We start from the raw sequence: 15,017 nt of genomic DNA on the forward strand, positions 1-15,017 counted from the left end.
ACTTCTCGGTTTTATTTATTAGTTTTAATTTTTCCGGGTGCTCGTCGGTACTGATATAGTTCTTGTAATTCAAAGCCGAGTTCATTGGCGGCTATTCTTGGGAAGTACGGATTGCGAAGTAACTCGCGTCCGATAAAAATTAAATCAGCTTCGTTATTATTTAAAATTTGCTCTGCTTGTGATCCGGTTGTAATTAATCCTACCGCACCAGTTGCAATGTTAACATGCTCCTTAATATGTTTAGCATATTGTACTTGGTAACCAGGATAAACATCAATATGTGCCGGAACAACTGCACCAGAACTACAGTCAATTAAATCTACGCCTTGCTCTTTCATCCACTTCGTATATTGGACGTAATCGTGAACAGTCAATCCTTCCGGGTGATAGTCATTTGCAGAAATACGAACAAATAACGGTCCATCCCAAACTTCATTTACAGCACCAATGATTTCACGTAAAAAACGATAGCGATTTTCTTGTGCACCCCCATACTCATCAGTTCGCTTATTGGAAAGTGAAGAAAGAAATTCATTAATAAGATAACCGTGGGCACCGTGTAATTCAATAACGTCAAAGCCAGCTTCTTTAGAGCGTAAAGCAGCTCTTTGAAAAGCTAAAACAGTTTCTTTAATTTGCTGTTTACTCATTTCTACTGGTATTTTCATTCTATCGTTAAACGGAATTGCTGAAGGAGCGAAAGCATCCGTTTCTAATTCAGCCTTTCTTCCGGCATGTGCGAGTTGAATGGCAGCTTGTGCACCGTTATCATGTATAAAAGTTGTCGTTTTATGTAAGCCTTCAATTAGGCTATCATCCCAAATGCCTAAGTCTTTGTTAGAAATTCGTCCTTCAGGTAATACAGCTGTTGCTTCAATCATAACTAAACCTACTTGACCGGCAGCCCTGGTTCCATAGTGGACGAGATGAAAATTAGTTACTTGGCCATCCTCATTCTCTGATGAATACATGCACATAGGCGACATAACGATACGGTTTTTTAGTGTAACGTCCTTAATTGTATAAGGTGAAAAAAGTTGAAACTCCATCAAATCCCCCCCTTGATTGAATTTTCTTACATTGTATCATTCTCTTTTTTGGTTCTCCAATAAAACGCTTATACGAAAAATTTCGTCTATTCGTGTTACAATAAATAATATGTAATGAATTGGAGGATGACATATGTACCAGGCTTATTATGATAGTGAATTAGGTTTGTTAGAAATTACAGCGAACGAAGAAGGAATTACGTCTGTTATATTTGTTGATGAAAGACAAGAAGAAAATACAAATGGAATGATAAATCAATGTATAAATGAGCTGGATGAATATTTTAAAGGAAAAAGAAAAGAGTTTACTGTACCACTGTCTGCTGAAGGAACAACATTTCAAAAGAATGTATGGGATGCACTTTACACTGTACCATATGGCGTAAGTGCTTCATATTTAGATATTGCGGAGAAGGTTGGGAATACGAAAGCTGTACGGGCGATAGGAGGGGCAAATAGCCGGAATCCAATTTCAATTATCGTTCCATGTCATCGTGTAATAGGAAAGAGTGGAAAACTTGTTGGGTATGCGGGTGGTTTATGGAGGAAAGAGTGGTTATTGAAGCATGAAGGCATTTTAAAATGAAGTATGGATGGAAAGAGGGATTGTTTTGAAATGTATAAATTGTGGGCGACCTTGTATTAATGATCAGCTGAATTGTGCGAATTGTCAACGAAACTTGCATAATGAACAAGGTGAAGAAAGCTCGCTAATAGACAAAGAATTAGAAGTATATGTAGGGAGACAATATCCGTATTACAAAAGAAAATGGGATATAGAGAATAAGCGAATTGCTAGGTGGAGCTGGAATGGTTTGGCTGCTATTTTTAATGTAGGTTGGCTTGGATATCGTAAGTATTATTTACCTGCTGCTTTATTTATACTGTTATTAGTAGCATGTGATGCATTTTCTTATTATATGGGGTTCAACGTAGCATTGCCAATCATTAATGTGGTACCTCTCACGTTTTTATTACTCGTTTTCATTCTATTTGGGATGGGGATTTTTGCAAATGGATTATTTTATCAATTTGCAGAAAGGCGTATATATCGAATAAAAGCACGGGGAATTAAAGATGAATCGGTTGAAAATTATCTCATCCGTGATAGTGGTGGAACGAGTAAAATGGGAGCAACAATCGTTACTATTTTAGCAGTTGCTAGTATTTTTTTCAGTCATTTCTTTTTCCCGACTGATCGAGATATTATACAAAAAGTACGTACAAGTTCGCTTTATGAATATCCGTTCTTTTCGATTGGTGAATCGTTTGAAAGCTATTTTCAAAATTCAGGGTGGATATATTATCGTGGTTCGGAAGGTATGGAATTAGTAGAATTTCAAGGATACAGCCCAGGGATGCCAAGACAAAAAGTTACAATTCAATTTATTGTTGATTATAAATTGAGTGAAATTGAGCCATACTCCCTTATGATTAATGGTGAATCTAAAAATGAAGAAGAGTTTTTGAAGATGATGGAAGAAATATTCAAGGTTCAAAATCCGTTTGAAATAGAGGATGGATTGCAAGTAAAAGTGATAGAAAAAGAAGCGGATGGAAAGAACTCTCTGTCTGCTTCTTTTTTTATGTGTAAAAAATAGTATTTGAAATAATCTGAATCTTTTGTATAATAATATGTATTATACTGGATTTCATTTATACATATAGATTGGGGGAAGGAAGAATGAAGAGAAAGATAACAACGATTGCTGCAGTTGCATTATCGACTAGTGTATTGGTTGCAGGTTGCGGAAATGGGGAGAAGGCATCTACAACGAAGAAAGAAGCAGGTAAGGGAGTAGCGGATAAGCAAGTATTAAATTTACTAGAAACAGCAGAAATTCCTTCAATGGATACATCAAAATCAACAGATTCTGTATCTTTCCGTGCCTTTGTAAATGCAATGGAAGGGTTATATCGTTTAGATAAGGATAATAAGCCAACGCCAGGTATGGCAAAAGACGTGAAGATTAGTGAAGATAAAAAGACATATACATTTGAATTACGTGATGCAAAGTGGTCAAATGGCGATCCAGTTCGAGCGCAAGATTTTGTATATGCATGGCAACGTACATTAGATAAAGCGATAGCTGCAGAATATGCATTCATTTTATTTGATGTGAAAAATGCACAGAAAGTAAATAAAGGGGAATTACCGTCAGATCAATTAGGTGTTAAAGCAAAGGATGATAAAACGTTGGTAGTAGAATTAGAGCAACCAGCACCTTATTTCCTTGAGCTTACGTCCTTCCCTACATTTTTCCCTTTAAATGAAAAATATGTGAAAGAACAAGGAGATAAATACGGATTAGAAGCAAATAAATTATTATACAATGGACCATTTACAATGAGTGAATGGAAACACGAACAAAGTTATCAGTTAAAGAAGAACCCAAATTATTGGGATAAAGATACTGTAAAGTTACAAGAAATTAATGTAAGTATAGTGAAAGAAACGGGTACTGGGGTAAATTTATATGACAGTGATCAAGCAGACCGTGTTATTTTAAGTTCTGAGTTTGTTGATAAATATAAAAAGAATAAACCAGATGAATTTAAAACGAAGCTTGATCCGCGTATGTATTTCCTGCGTTTTAATCAGAAAAATGCAACATTTAAGAACCAAAAAGTTCGTGAAGCAATTGACTTAGCATACGATAAAAAAGGAATTGCTGATGTTATTTTAAATGACGGTTCTCTGCCGGCATATTTCTTAGTCCCTGAGAAATTCACGACAGGACCAGATGGAAAAGATTTCCGTTCTGTAAATAAAAATTTCCGTGATAGTAAAGATAATGCAGAGAAAGCAAAAAAATTATGGGAAGAAGCGAAGAAAGAGCTTGGTCAAGATACAATTACAGTAGAATTCCTAAATGATGATAACGGTAGCCGTAAAAAAGTAGGCGACTTTATTAAAGAAGAGTTAGAGAAAAACTTACCAGGTATTAAAGTAAACTTGAAACAACAACCATATAAGCAGAAGCTAGATTTAGAAAAGAAATTTGAATATGAATTTTCATTATCTGCATGGAGCCCAGATTATCCAGATCCAATGACTTATATCGATATGTTTGTTACTGGAAGCTCATTTAACGAAATGGATTATTCTAATCCGAAGTATGATGATTTAGTAGCGAAATCAAAAGGAGAGCTACTAAAAGATGACGCAGCACGCTGGAAAGCACTTGCGGAAGCTGAAAAAATCTTAATTGGTCAAGATGCTGCAATTTCTCCTACGTACCAACAAAGTACAGCTTATTTAGAAAAGCCGTACGTAAAAGGTATTGCTAACCATACGTTTGGTGGGGACTTCAGTTATAAATGGGCGTATATTACAAAAAAATAGTACAATAAAAGATGAGTGAATTTTCGCTCATCTTTTATTGTATAAGGAGGAGCTATAGTTGTTAAGGGGAATCAATCATCTTTGTTTTTCAGTTTCAGATTTAGAAAAGTCTATTATGTTTTACGAAAAAGTACTAGAAGGAGAGTTATTAGTTAAAGGGAGAAAACTAGCGTATTTTAACATATGCAGAGTATGGATAGCGCTTAATGAAGAGGCACATATTCCGAGAAATGAGATTCATCAATCTTATACGCACATTGCATTTTCTGTTGAAAAAGAAGACTTTGAACGCCTACTGCAGCGATTAGAAGAAAATGAAGTTCATATTTTAAAGGGCAGAGAACGGGATGTGAGAGATTGTGAATCTATATATTTTCTAGATCCAGATGGTCATAAATTTGAGTTTCATTCAGGGATATTGCAAGATCGTCTAAATTATTATAGGGAAGAGAAACCTCATATGACATTTTACTAAGGGGGAAGAAGTTGCATGCACTTGTAATTGGTGGAACAGGAATGCTAAAGAAAGTTTCTATGTGGCTTTGTGATCAAGGGTTTCATGTTTCAATAGTCGGGCGAGATAGTGTGAAATTAGAAAAGGTTCAGCAAGTGTGTAGTATACCAGAAAAAATCACGTGCCTTTCTTTGGATTATCATAATGGTGAGAATCTAAAGAACGCTATTAAAGAGTCTATTGAGCATAGTGGCCCAATTACATTAGTTATTGCATGGATACATTCGACTGCTGAACGTGCACTCCCGATAATTTGTGAAGAGATTGAATTGTCATTTAAGAAATACAGGGTATTTCATATATTAGGTAGTAGTGCATCACGTACGAAGTTACAAAAAATAGGCGGGGCATTATGTAGTTATTATAGAGTTATATTAGGGTTTATTTTAGAAGATACATATGCAAGGTGGCTTACTCATGAAGAGATAGCTGACGGAGTTATAAAAGGAATTGAAAGTAAATGTACGGAATGGATTGTAGGGAGAGTAGAGCCGTGGGAATTGCGGCCAAAATGGTAAGGGGGAAATGGGAAATGAAGACAACGGTATATGTAACAAGGCACGGTGAGACGGAATGGAATGTAGCAAAGCGGATGCAAGGACGAAAAAACTCTGCTCTAACTGAAAATGGTATGCAACAAGCAAAACAATTAGGTGACCATATGAAGGATTTACCACTTCATGCTATCTATAGTAGTCCAAGTGAAAGAACGCTTCATACTGCTGAATTGATTAAAGGAGAACGAGATATACCAATTATAGCGGATGAACATTTCTATGAAATTAATATGGGGACATGGGAAGGACAAACAATTGCTGATTTGGAAATGCACTATCCAGAAGAAGTGCAATTATTTTGGTATGAACCACATTTATTTCAATCCACATCTGGTGAGGATTTTACTACTGTAAAGAAAAGAGTTATAGAGGGAATACACCTTTTATTAGAAAAGCATAAAGGAGAAAATATTTTAATTGTCTCCCATGCTGCGGCGGCCAAATTACTTGTAGGGCATTTTGCAGGAATTGAAATTGAAAATATATGGGATGATCCATTTATGCATAGCGCAAGTCTTAGTGTGATTGAATTTGATGAAGGTCAAGGTGAAGTAAAACAATTTGCAGATATAAGTCATTTTCAGTAAACGAAAAAAAGCCGCAAAAGCGGCCTTTTTTGTGGACATAAAAAACTAGCAATTACGTTTTTTATACCAGAAGTGATCGAATTTCTTATTTTTGCACGATGGGAATTTATGCCCACCATCGTGACAGTCCTTACCATGATCACATGAATCATCACATGAGTGACCGTGTCTGTTAGGGAAGAATTCGCATTTTTTACAGAAACTTCGTTTTGTCCAGAAAAATTTCTTTTCAAAGCGTATGCATTTTGTAACGAACGTACAATGTTTTCTGCGAGTACGTTTTGTAACTAAAACGCATTCTTTTCTACGCGTCACTTTCGTAACGAACGTCCATTTTTGAACGCGTACACGAGTACATTTTGTAACAAATGTCCATTTTTTTACATGTGTACATTTTGTAACGAACGTACAATGTTTCACGCGAGTACATCTTGTTCTTGGACATTTACCCCCAGTTGTACATTTACATCCAGTTGTACATTTATTATGAGAGAATTTATCATCATCGCATTCAAAAGTACTTGGATCTTGATGTAAGAAATCTTCCATCCCTGCACTTTTGATTTCCTCAACAGCTTTTCTAATATCACGTTTCATAGAAATCCTCCTTATCATGTATTAAAGTGAAAAGGTATTCTTTTTCCTTAACATGATATGAGAGATGAAGTCTTTCTGAACAGGACAAGAGTGTAATTTTATATAAATAGATGATAGCGGATGTATGGACAAGACAAGGCGCATACATTGAATGAAGAGAACTGAGAAGGGATGAGAAAACATGCTGCCTTCATATGATTTTTTTGTTCATCCAATGTACTTAGTGGAATTGAAAAAGGACATTTGGTCAGATAGTCCAGTGCCTGCAAAATTAACTTATGGAAAAAAGAAGTATGACATTGATATCGTATACCGAGGGGCTCATATTCGCGAATTTGAGAAAAAGTCTTATCATGTTATGTTTTATAAACCGAAAAAATTTCAAGGCGCAAAAGAGTTTCATTTGAATTCTGAGTTTATGGATCCGTCTCTCATCCGAAATAAATTATCTTTAGATTTTTTTCATGATATTGGTGTACTTTCGCCAAAATCACAACATGTATTTATAAAAATTAATGGTCAAATTCAAGGTGTGTATTTACAGTTAGAATCGGTTGATGAAAACTTTTTGAAAAATAGGGGATTACCGAGTGGATCTATTTATTATGCGATAGATGACGATGCGAATTTTTCTTTAATGAGCGAGAGGGATAAAGATGTTAAAACTGAGCTCTTTGCGGGGTATGAATTTAAATATGCGAACAAAAATAGCGAAGAACAATTGAGTGAATTTGTTTTTCAAGCGAATACACTATCGAGAGAAGTGTATGAAAAAGAAATTGGAAAATATCTTCATGTTGATAAATATTTACGATGGTTAGCTGGAGTTATTTTTACGCAAAACTTTGATGGTTTCGTTCATAACTATGCACTATATCATAACGATGAGACAAATTTATTTGAAGTTATACCGTGGGATTATGATGCAACTTGGGGGCGAGATGTACAAGGGAGACCGCTTAATCATGAGTATATTCGTATTCAAGGATACAATACGTTAAGTGCAAGATTGTTAGATATACCTGTTTTTAGAAAGCAATATCGTAATATTTTAGAAGAAATTTTAGAAGTGCAATTTACAGAATCCTTTATAAAACCAAAAGTAGAAGGAATGTGTGAATTAATTCGTCCATATTTACTTCAGGATCCATATATGAAAGAGAAAATAGAAGTTTTTAATCAAGAGGCTGAGATGATTTTTCAATATATAAATAAAAGAAGAAACTATATACAAGAACATCTTCATGAATTGGGATGATTTTGAAGGAGATTGAAACATTATCAATCTCTTTTTTTGTATACTAAAGATGGAGAAAGAAAAAAGCGAAATAATATTTAGTAGAATGAAATTGATTAAGAATGGAGTTGTGTAGATATGACGGTTAAATGGATTGATTGGGTAAAACAAATACAATCTATAGCCCAAGCGGGTTTAACGTATTCTAGGGATGTGTACGATATAGAGCGTTTCCAACAATTACGAGACATTTCAATTGCAATGATGTCAAATTACACAAAAACAGATTGGGAAGTAGTAGAGAATTTATTTGCAAGTGAGACAGGCTATCAAACACCTAAAGTTGATATACGGGCAGTTATTTTTCAAAATGAAAAATTATTATTTGTGAAAGAAAAAAGTGATGGGAAATGGGCGTTGCCAGGTGGATGGGCTGATGTTGGTTATACGCCAACAGAAGTAGCAGCAAAAGAGGTTTTCGAAGAGACAGGATATGAAGTAGATCATTTTAAGTTACTAGCTATATTTGATAAGGAAAAACATCAACCATCGCCTTCAGCAACGCATGTATATAAGATTTTTATTGGTTGTGAGATTGTTGGTGGAGAAAAGAAACTAAGTATTGAAACAGAAGATATAGATTTTTTTAGTGAAAATGAAATACCTGATTTATCAATCGCTAGAAATACAGAATGGCAGATTAAAGAAATGTTTGCGTTTATGAAGGATCGAAATAAGGAAAAGATACTTGATTAATTAAATTAATCAAGTATCTTTTTAGGGTATATTGATGAAGGGTTGTACATATTCTTGTAACAAAAAAGAGTATAGTGTACTCCTCTTCAAAATCTATCATTTAGGTGAAGAGGTTCACATGATTATATTGGCAGATGGCAATCTTTATGTGATAATGGGAGGGTATGTGAAGAAAAAAGGAGATAGAAACGAATATGTTAGCGAATATAATAGATCAGTTATTGCAATTCTTTGCAAGTCTAGGATACTTTGGAGTAGCACTAGGTTTAATGATTGAAATTATCCCGAGTGAAATTGTTCTTTCATATGCAGGATTTTTAGTTGCAGAAGAAAAAATTAGTTTTGTCGGAGCTGTTATCGCTGGAACAATCGGTGGTACTTTAGCACAAATCTTTTTATATTGGCTTGGATACTACGGAGGGCGTCCGGTTGTTGAGAAGTATGGAAAATATCTGCTTATTAATAAACATCATTTAGACATGGCAGAAAATTGGTTTAAGCGTTATGGGGCTGGAGTGATATTTTCTGCACGCTTTATCCCAGTTGTACGTCATGCTATCTCTATTCCTGCAGGACTAGCTAAGATGCCGTTAAAGCTCTTTACACTGTATACAGTAGTAGCGATTATTCCATGGTCAATTCTCTTTATATATTTAGGAGAAAAACTTGGTGGAAATTGGAAACATATTAAAGAGTATGCATCTGATTACACACATTACATAATTATAGGTGCCGTTTTCTTTATTGCTCTTTACTTCGGTTTAAAGCTTTTGAAAAAGAGAAAAACAACGCATTAAAGTCAATGATTCTTCATTGGCTTTTTCTAATTGTTTCGGTTCTAAAAAAAAGGAGTTGTCCATAATGTGTAATAATAAAGCGTAGCGGGGGAATGTGATGAAAGGATCACCGTTTTTACGTGGAACGATATTTTTAACGATGGCAACGATGATATCTAAAATGTTAGGGTTCATATATGTTATACCATTTACAGCAATGGTGGGTACGAGTGGGTACGTATTATATACGTATGCATACCGTCCTTATACAATTATGCTCAGTATTGCAACGATGGGGTTGCCACTTGCCGTGTCGAAAATGGTTTCGAAATATGATCAGCTTAATGATTATCATACTGTTAAAAGGGTGCTAAAGAGTGGTATCGTTTTTATGGTCATTATGGGCGTTATTTCTTGTTTAGCATTATATATGTTAGCGCCACATTTAGCTAAACTTGTAATCGATGGAAATGATCAGTCGGGGAATAGTGTGACAGCTGTCACGCATAATATTCAAATTGTAAGTTTTGCGTTAATACTTGTACCAGTAATGAGTTTATTGAGGGGATTCTTTCAAGGATTCCAATCGATGGGACCGTCGGCATTGAGTGTTGTTGTCGAACAGTTTTTTCGTGTTTTAACGATTTTGATAGGGAGCTTTGTTGTTTTATATGTTTTAAAAGAATCAGTGTCGTTAGCGGTTGGTATTTCGACTTTTGGAGCATTTATGGGTGCAGTAGGTGGATTAATTATTTTGAGTGCTTATTATATGAAAAGGCGAAAATACTTGAAACAAAAGGAGATAGCAAGTATACCGCAAACGACGAAATCTTTCTTCTCGTTGTATAAGGAGCTCTTTACATATTCTATTCCTTTTGTCGTGGTTGGTTTAGCTATCCCGTTGTATCAGACGATTGATACATTTACAATTAATAAGCTACTTATACAAGTAGGGTATATGCAAGGAGAAGCAGAAAAGATTAATGCGATAATTGGTCTCGTTCAGATGGTTGTGTTAATCCCCGTTTCTGTTGCTACTGCTTTTAGTATGTCTCTCGTACCAGAGATGACGAAAGCTTATACAGCGGGAAATGAGAAGCTACTGTATAAACATTTTACGAGGACGAATTTATTAGTGGTGGGGATTACGGTACCGGCGGCAATAGGAATGATGGTATTAGCAAAGCCAGCATATACTCTATTATTTGGTGCTGGAAATGATCCGGAGATGGGGAGTGTTATTTTACAATATTATGCTCCTGCTTGTATACTATTTTCACTATTTACGGTAACTGCTGCGATGTTACAAGGAATTAATCAACAACAGAAAACAGTGCTAGGATTAGTAATCGGAATTATTGTAAAGATAGTATTAAATATTGTATTGCTACCTTATTTTGATTATGTAAGTTTTATCATTTCAACATACGCTGGCTATACAATTTCAGTTGGCCTTAACTTGTGGATGCTCTCTAAATATGTTATAAAGGCAACATAAGCTTTTTAAGGCAGAGAATCCTCTGTCTTTTTCTACGTTTATAATATTTTTTACGTAAAAGCGTTTTCAAAATAATTTTTCTATTGAAATTTAAACGTATGTTTCATATGCTGAGAATGGCGGTTCAAAAACTGTTATTTAAGAGAGGTAGATTCCTACATGTAAAAAGAATCGGGGTGATAGTATGTTAAATATTTATTTAACAGACCGAAACGGAAAACTACAAGAGGTTGAGGAAATGCAAAAGGGTTGCTGGATTAATGTACTTCATCCAACGGAAGAAGAAATTCAGTATTTAGTACAAACTTTAAATGTAGACTTAGATTTCATTAAAGACCCTTTGGATGATGAAGAACGCTCTCGTATTGAAAAGGAAGACAATAATACCTTAATCATCGTGGATATTCCGACAGTTAGGCATGATGAAGAGGGGAATTCGATTTATGACACGATTCCAATAGGTATGATTGTAATGCCAGATTGTTTCGTTACAATTTGCTTAGAAGAGAATCCAATTTTTGAACGTTTTATCAATCAACGTATTAAAGAATTTTATACGTTTAAAAAGACGCGATTCGCACTGCAGCTCTTATACACGATTTCTACTTATTATTTAAGATACTTAAAGCAAATAAATCGAAAAACAATCGATTTAGAGCACCAATTAAATAAATCAATGAAAAACAAAGAAATTTTCACATTGTTAGGCCTTGAAAAAAGTTTAGTTTACTTTACAACATCATTAAAGGCTAATAAAATTGTAATTCAAAAATTAATGCGAAACAGTACATTTTTAAAAATGTATGAAGACGATCAAGATTTATTAGAAGATGTATTAATTGAAAATAAACAGGCTATTGAAATGGCGGAAATATATAGTCACATTTTAAGCGGAATGATGAATACATTTAGTTCGGTTATTTCTAACAATTTAAATAGTGTTATGAAACTGTTGACTTCTATTACAATCATTTTATCATTACCAACGATGGTTTCTAGTTTCTTTGGAATGAATGTAAAGGTTCCATTTGAAGGGGAAGCACATGGTTTTGTAATTGTACTTATAATATGTGTAACATTATCTTTCACTTTAGCATTTGTTTTTTGGAAGAAACGTTACTTTTAATAATAGGAAAGCTGGTCTAGCATAGTTATAAAACTGCGTTAGACCAGCTTTTTTTGCTATGAAATCTCAATTTTGGAACAGAATATAACTTGTGAAATGTAATGTGTATGAAGGTTATGAATTCCATATAACTCTTGTTCAAATAATAAAATAGAGTTAAAATTACATATTGTTAATGAAAAGTTGGAGGAAATACATCATGGAATTGTTTCAATTACCGAAAGCATTCCTGCAAATGAATACAATCTTTATCTCAATATTAATCGAAGCACTTCCGTTTGTGCTAATTGGTGTATTTATTTCAGGATTTATTCAAATGTTTGTGACAGAAGATATGGTGGCAAAGTGGATGCCTAAGAATCGATTTCTGTCTGTTCTATTAGCCACTTTTTTAGGAATGATGTTTCCTGGGTGTGAATGTGGAATTGTTCCGATTGTAAGAAGATTAATTGGAAAAGGCGTTCCACCATATGCTGGAATTGCATTTATGCTAACTGGACCAATTATTAATCCAGTTGTATTATTTGCAACATATGTTGCCTTTGGAAGTAGTATGCACATGGTATGGTATCGTTCTATTGTAGCGATTATCGTAGCCATTATCGTTGGTATTATATTATCATTTATGTTTAAAGAACATCAATTAAGAGATGATCACTTCCCAGAAGTGAATCATAAGCGTCCGTTACGTAAAAAAATGTGGGATGTATGTACACACGCTGTTGAGGAGTTCTTCTCAATGGGGAAATATTTAGTGTTAGGTGCGTTAATTGCTGCTGCAGTTCAAACGTTCGTACAAACTTCAACTCTTCTTGCTATTGGACAAGGACCGTTTTCTTCATCAGCTGTTATGATGGGACTTGCTTTTATTTTATCACTTTGTTCAGAAGCGGATGCATTTATTGCTTCTTCATTCCAAAGTACATTTTCAACAGCGTCACTTGTTGCGTTCCTCGTTTATGGACCGATGGTGGATATTAAAAATATGTTTATGATGCTTGCGACATTTAAAACAAGATTTGTAATTGTCGTGACGGTTACGGTTACACTTGTTGTTTATGCAAGCTCACTACTCATTTATGCGATGGGGTGGTAGGTTATGTTTCGAGCATATATATTACTAGGTTTCACAATTTTAATTGGACAGCTTCATATTTCCGGTAACATTACGAAGTATATAAATATGAAGTATGCCTATTTATCAAAAACGGCAGCTATTATTTTAGGTTTCTTAACGATTGTACAAATTATTATCGTTTTCCAGAAAGAGCATCAAAAGGAAAAAGAGAAACATGATTGTAGTTGTGATCATAGCCATTGCGGGCATGATCATTCGAAAGATGAAAATACATGGTGGAAACGAACGTTTTCTTATACATTGTTCTGTTTTCCAATTATTTCAGGATTATTTTTCCCGATTGCAACATTAGATTCGGACATTGTTAAGGCGAAGGGGTTCCACTTTCCTGTTGCACAAGCGGAAAGTAAAGATCCATTTATGACAAGACAATTTTTAAGACCGGATACGAGTATTTATTACGGGAAAGAAGGATATCGTGGTGTAATGGAAAAAGGGAAGAAAGAGTTTGTTACGAAAGACAATATCGCTTTAAGAGATGAAGATTTCTTAAAGGGTATGGAGACAATTTATAATTATCCTGGTGAATTTACTGGTAAAACCCTGTCTTATAAAGGATTTGTTTTCCGAGATGATTCTTCTAAAAAGGAACAATATTTCTTATTCCGTTTCGGCATTATACATTGTGTTGCGGATTCGGGTGTATATGGTATGTTAGTTAAAAAACCAGAAGGTGTAGAGTGGAAAAATGATGATTGGATTCAGGTAGAGGGAGAAATTTCAACTGAATTTTATCAGCCGTTTCATGCGAATATTCCAGTGTTAGAAGTAACGAAATGGAATAAAATTGAACAGCCGAAAGAACAATATGTATTTAGAGGAGCCGATTGATAAAGTCGGTTCTTTTTTGTGGACTAAAAGTTCTAAAAATTGTTAATATTAAACGTGTAGTTCATGAGGTGTAGTGTATATTGGGATATTAGGGATAAATAATTAAAGGGGTGATAACAATGACTGAAGTAAAGGGTAAAACAGCTAACGAATCAAGAGTGTTTAAAACGAGTCGAGTATTTCCAACAGATTTAAATGATCATAACACGCTATTTGGTGGAAAGATATTGGCGGAGATGGATATGGTTGCTTCAATTTCAGCAACGAGACACTCGAGAATGGAATGTGTCACAGCGTCTATGGATTGGGTAGATTTCTTACACCCAGTACGTTCTTCAGATTGTGTTAGTTATGAATCTTTCGTAATTTGGACGGGAAGAACTTCTATGGAGATATTTGTGAAAGTAGTAGCAGAAGATTTAATTTCAGGTGAAAAACGTGTAGCGGCAACTTCATTTGTTACTTTTGTTGCACTGAGTAAGGAGAATAATCCAGTTCCTGTACCGCGTGTTATCCCAGAAACAGAAGAGGAGAAAGAATTACATCGGATTGCTGTGTTACGTGCAGAACAGCGCCATATTCGTAAGGCAGAGAGTAAGAAAGTAGCTAAACTGCTAACTTTTTGATGATAAATACTTTTTCTTTGCGTTTAATATTTCAGCAATAGACGAAAAAAATTTTGAAATGAAAAGCGGACACCTAAAAATAGGTGTCCGCTTTTATAGTTTTTTCATCCGCATATCGTATTACAATAACTGCTTAGCAGAAGCAAGCAGCACCAACGATAATTAAGAGGATAAATAATACAACTAGTAGCGCAAATCCATTACCATGTGCGAAGCCCATTGTTATTTCCTCCTTTTATTTTAAGATACAACATACAATATGCAAATGAGCTCTTGTTTGATATGGACGTATATCATGTAGTGACATATTTTTTGTATGATAATGTTTTAAAAAAGGAAAGATATAGGAATAACAGTATGTGGAGAAAGGAACTTATCC

17 protein-coding genes are annotated in these 15,017 nt (G+C 34.7%); 14 read left to right on the forward strand and 3 right to left on the reverse strand.

What is annotated here, in order from left to right; translation table 11 throughout:
* Window positions 1-11: 11 nt before the first annotated feature.
* On the reverse strand, window positions 12-1,049 hold the full coding sequence (namA, locus tag FT637_RS25170) for an NADPH dehydrogenase NamA (RefSeq protein ID WP_193648617.1): 1,038 nt from the start codon (window positions 1,047-1,049) through the stop codon (window positions 12-14).
* A gap of 133 nt (window positions 1,050-1,182) precedes the next feature.
* Here namA and FT637_RS25175 point away from each other — a divergent pair, with 133 nt between their 5' ends.
* From FT637_RS25175 to FT637_RS25200, 6 genes are all read left to right on the forward strand, one after another.
* Window positions 1,183-1,635, forward strand: coding sequence for a methylated-DNA--[protein]-cysteine S-methyltransferase (locus FT637_RS25175; RefSeq protein ID WP_193648618.1), 453 nt, complete (start codon window positions 1,183-1,185; stop codon window positions 1,633-1,635).
* A gap of 25 nt (window positions 1,636-1,660) precedes the next feature.
* A complete protein-coding gene (locus FT637_RS25180; RefSeq protein WP_193648619.1) occupies window positions 1,661-2,650 on the forward strand; it encodes a DUF2628 domain-containing protein in 990 nt (329 codons plus the stop codon).
* 83 nt (window positions 2,651-2,733) lie between these two features.
* On the forward strand, window positions 2,734-4,395 hold the full coding sequence (locus FT637_RS25185) for a peptide ABC transporter substrate-binding protein (RefSeq protein ID WP_193648620.1): 1,662 nt from the start codon (window positions 2,734-2,736) through the stop codon (window positions 4,393-4,395).
* A 58-nt stretch (window positions 4,396-4,453) separates the two neighbouring features.
* Entirely contained in the window at window positions 4,454-4,870 is a 417-nt protein-coding gene (fosB, locus tag FT637_RS25190) for a FosBx1 family fosfomycin resistance bacillithiol transferase (RefSeq protein ID WP_193648621.1), read from the forward strand.
* Between the two features lie 11 nt (window positions 4,871-4,881).
* The gene (locus tag FT637_RS25195) at window positions 4,882-5,427 is read left to right on the forward strand and encodes a short-chain dehydrogenase (RefSeq protein WP_193648622.1); all 546 of its coding nucleotides are present in this window, start codon (window positions 4,882-4,884) and stop codon (window positions 5,425-5,427) included.
* 14 nt (window positions 5,428-5,441) lie between these two features.
* The gene (locus FT637_RS25200; protein ID WP_193648623.1) at window positions 5,442-6,053 is read left to right on the forward strand and encodes a phosphoserine phosphatase 1; all 612 of its coding nucleotides are present in this window, start codon (window positions 5,442-5,444) and stop codon (window positions 6,051-6,053) included.
* Window positions 6,054-6,098: 45 nt separating this feature from the next.
* Here FT637_RS25200 and exsB read toward each other — a convergent pair whose 3' ends face one another.
* Window positions 6,099-6,650: an exosporium protein ExsB gene (gene exsB / locus FT637_RS25205; RefSeq protein WP_193648624.1), complete on the reverse strand. Its 552-nt coding sequence runs from the start codon at window positions 6,648-6,650 to the stop codon at window positions 6,099-6,101.
* Window positions 6,651-6,831: 181 nt separating this feature from the next.
* Between exsB and cotH the strand changes: the two genes are divergently transcribed.
* The 8 genes from cotH to FT637_RS25245 all read left to right on the forward strand — a co-directional run bounded on the left by cotH (window position 6,832) and on the right by FT637_RS25245 (window position 14,638).
* Entirely contained in the window at window positions 6,832-7,908 is a 1,077-nt protein-coding gene (gene cotH, locus FT637_RS25210; RefSeq protein WP_193648625.1) for a spore coat protein CotH, read from the forward strand.
* 117 nt (window positions 7,909-8,025) lie between these two features.
* A complete protein-coding gene (locus FT637_RS25215; RefSeq protein WP_193648626.1) occupies window positions 8,026-8,643 on the forward strand; it encodes an NUDIX hydrolase N-terminal domain-containing protein in 618 nt (205 codons plus the stop codon).
* A 194-nt stretch (window positions 8,644-8,837) separates the two neighbouring features.
* Window positions 8,838-9,440 carry a DedA family protein gene (locus FT637_RS25220; RefSeq protein ID WP_193648627.1) on the forward strand — a complete coding sequence of 201 codons (603 nt, stop codon included), beginning with the start codon at window positions 8,838-8,840 and terminating at the stop codon, window positions 9,438-9,440.
* 97 nt (window positions 9,441-9,537) lie between these two features.
* On the forward strand, window positions 9,538-10,917 hold the full coding sequence (locus FT637_RS25225; protein WP_193648628.1) for an oligosaccharide flippase family protein: 1,380 nt from the start codon (window positions 9,538-9,540) through the stop codon (window positions 10,915-10,917).
* A gap of 184 nt (window positions 10,918-11,101) precedes the next feature.
* Window positions 11,102-12,043: a magnesium transporter CorA family protein gene (locus FT637_RS25230; RefSeq protein ID WP_000932392.1), complete on the forward strand. Its 942-nt coding sequence runs from the start codon at window positions 11,102-11,104 to the stop codon at window positions 12,041-12,043.
* A 199-nt stretch (window positions 12,044-12,242) separates the two neighbouring features.
* Window positions 12,243-13,139 (forward strand): permease, encoded by an 897-nt coding sequence (locus FT637_RS25235; protein WP_193648629.1) that lies wholly within the window; start codon window positions 12,243-12,245, stop codon window positions 13,137-13,139.
* Between the two features lie 3 nt (window positions 13,140-13,142).
* Complete coding sequence (locus FT637_RS25240) at window positions 13,143-14,012, forward strand: TIGR03943 family putative permease subunit (protein ID WP_193648630.1); 870 nt, start codon at window positions 13,143-13,145, stop codon at window positions 14,010-14,012.
* A 119-nt stretch (window positions 14,013-14,131) separates the two neighbouring features.
* Window positions 14,132-14,638, forward strand: a complete 507-nt coding sequence (locus FT637_RS25245; RefSeq protein WP_128854926.1) for an acyl-CoA thioesterase — start codon at window positions 14,132-14,134, stop codon at window positions 14,636-14,638.
* Between the two features lie 133 nt (window positions 14,639-14,771).
* Here the strand turns inward: FT637_RS25245 and FT637_RS25250 are convergent, their stop codons facing one another.
* Window positions 14,772-14,858 carry a YjcZ family sporulation protein gene (locus tag FT637_RS25250; RefSeq protein WP_000505094.1) on the reverse strand — a complete coding sequence of 29 codons (87 nt, stop codon included), beginning with the start codon at window positions 14,856-14,858 and terminating at the stop codon, window positions 14,772-14,774.
* Window positions 14,859-15,017: the final 159 nt, after the last annotated feature.

The organism is Bacillus cereus (assembly GCF_015071065.1).
In the GTDB taxonomy this organism is placed as follows: domain Bacteria; phylum Bacillota; class Bacilli; order Bacillales; family Bacillaceae_G; genus Bacillus_A; species Bacillus_A cereus_BA.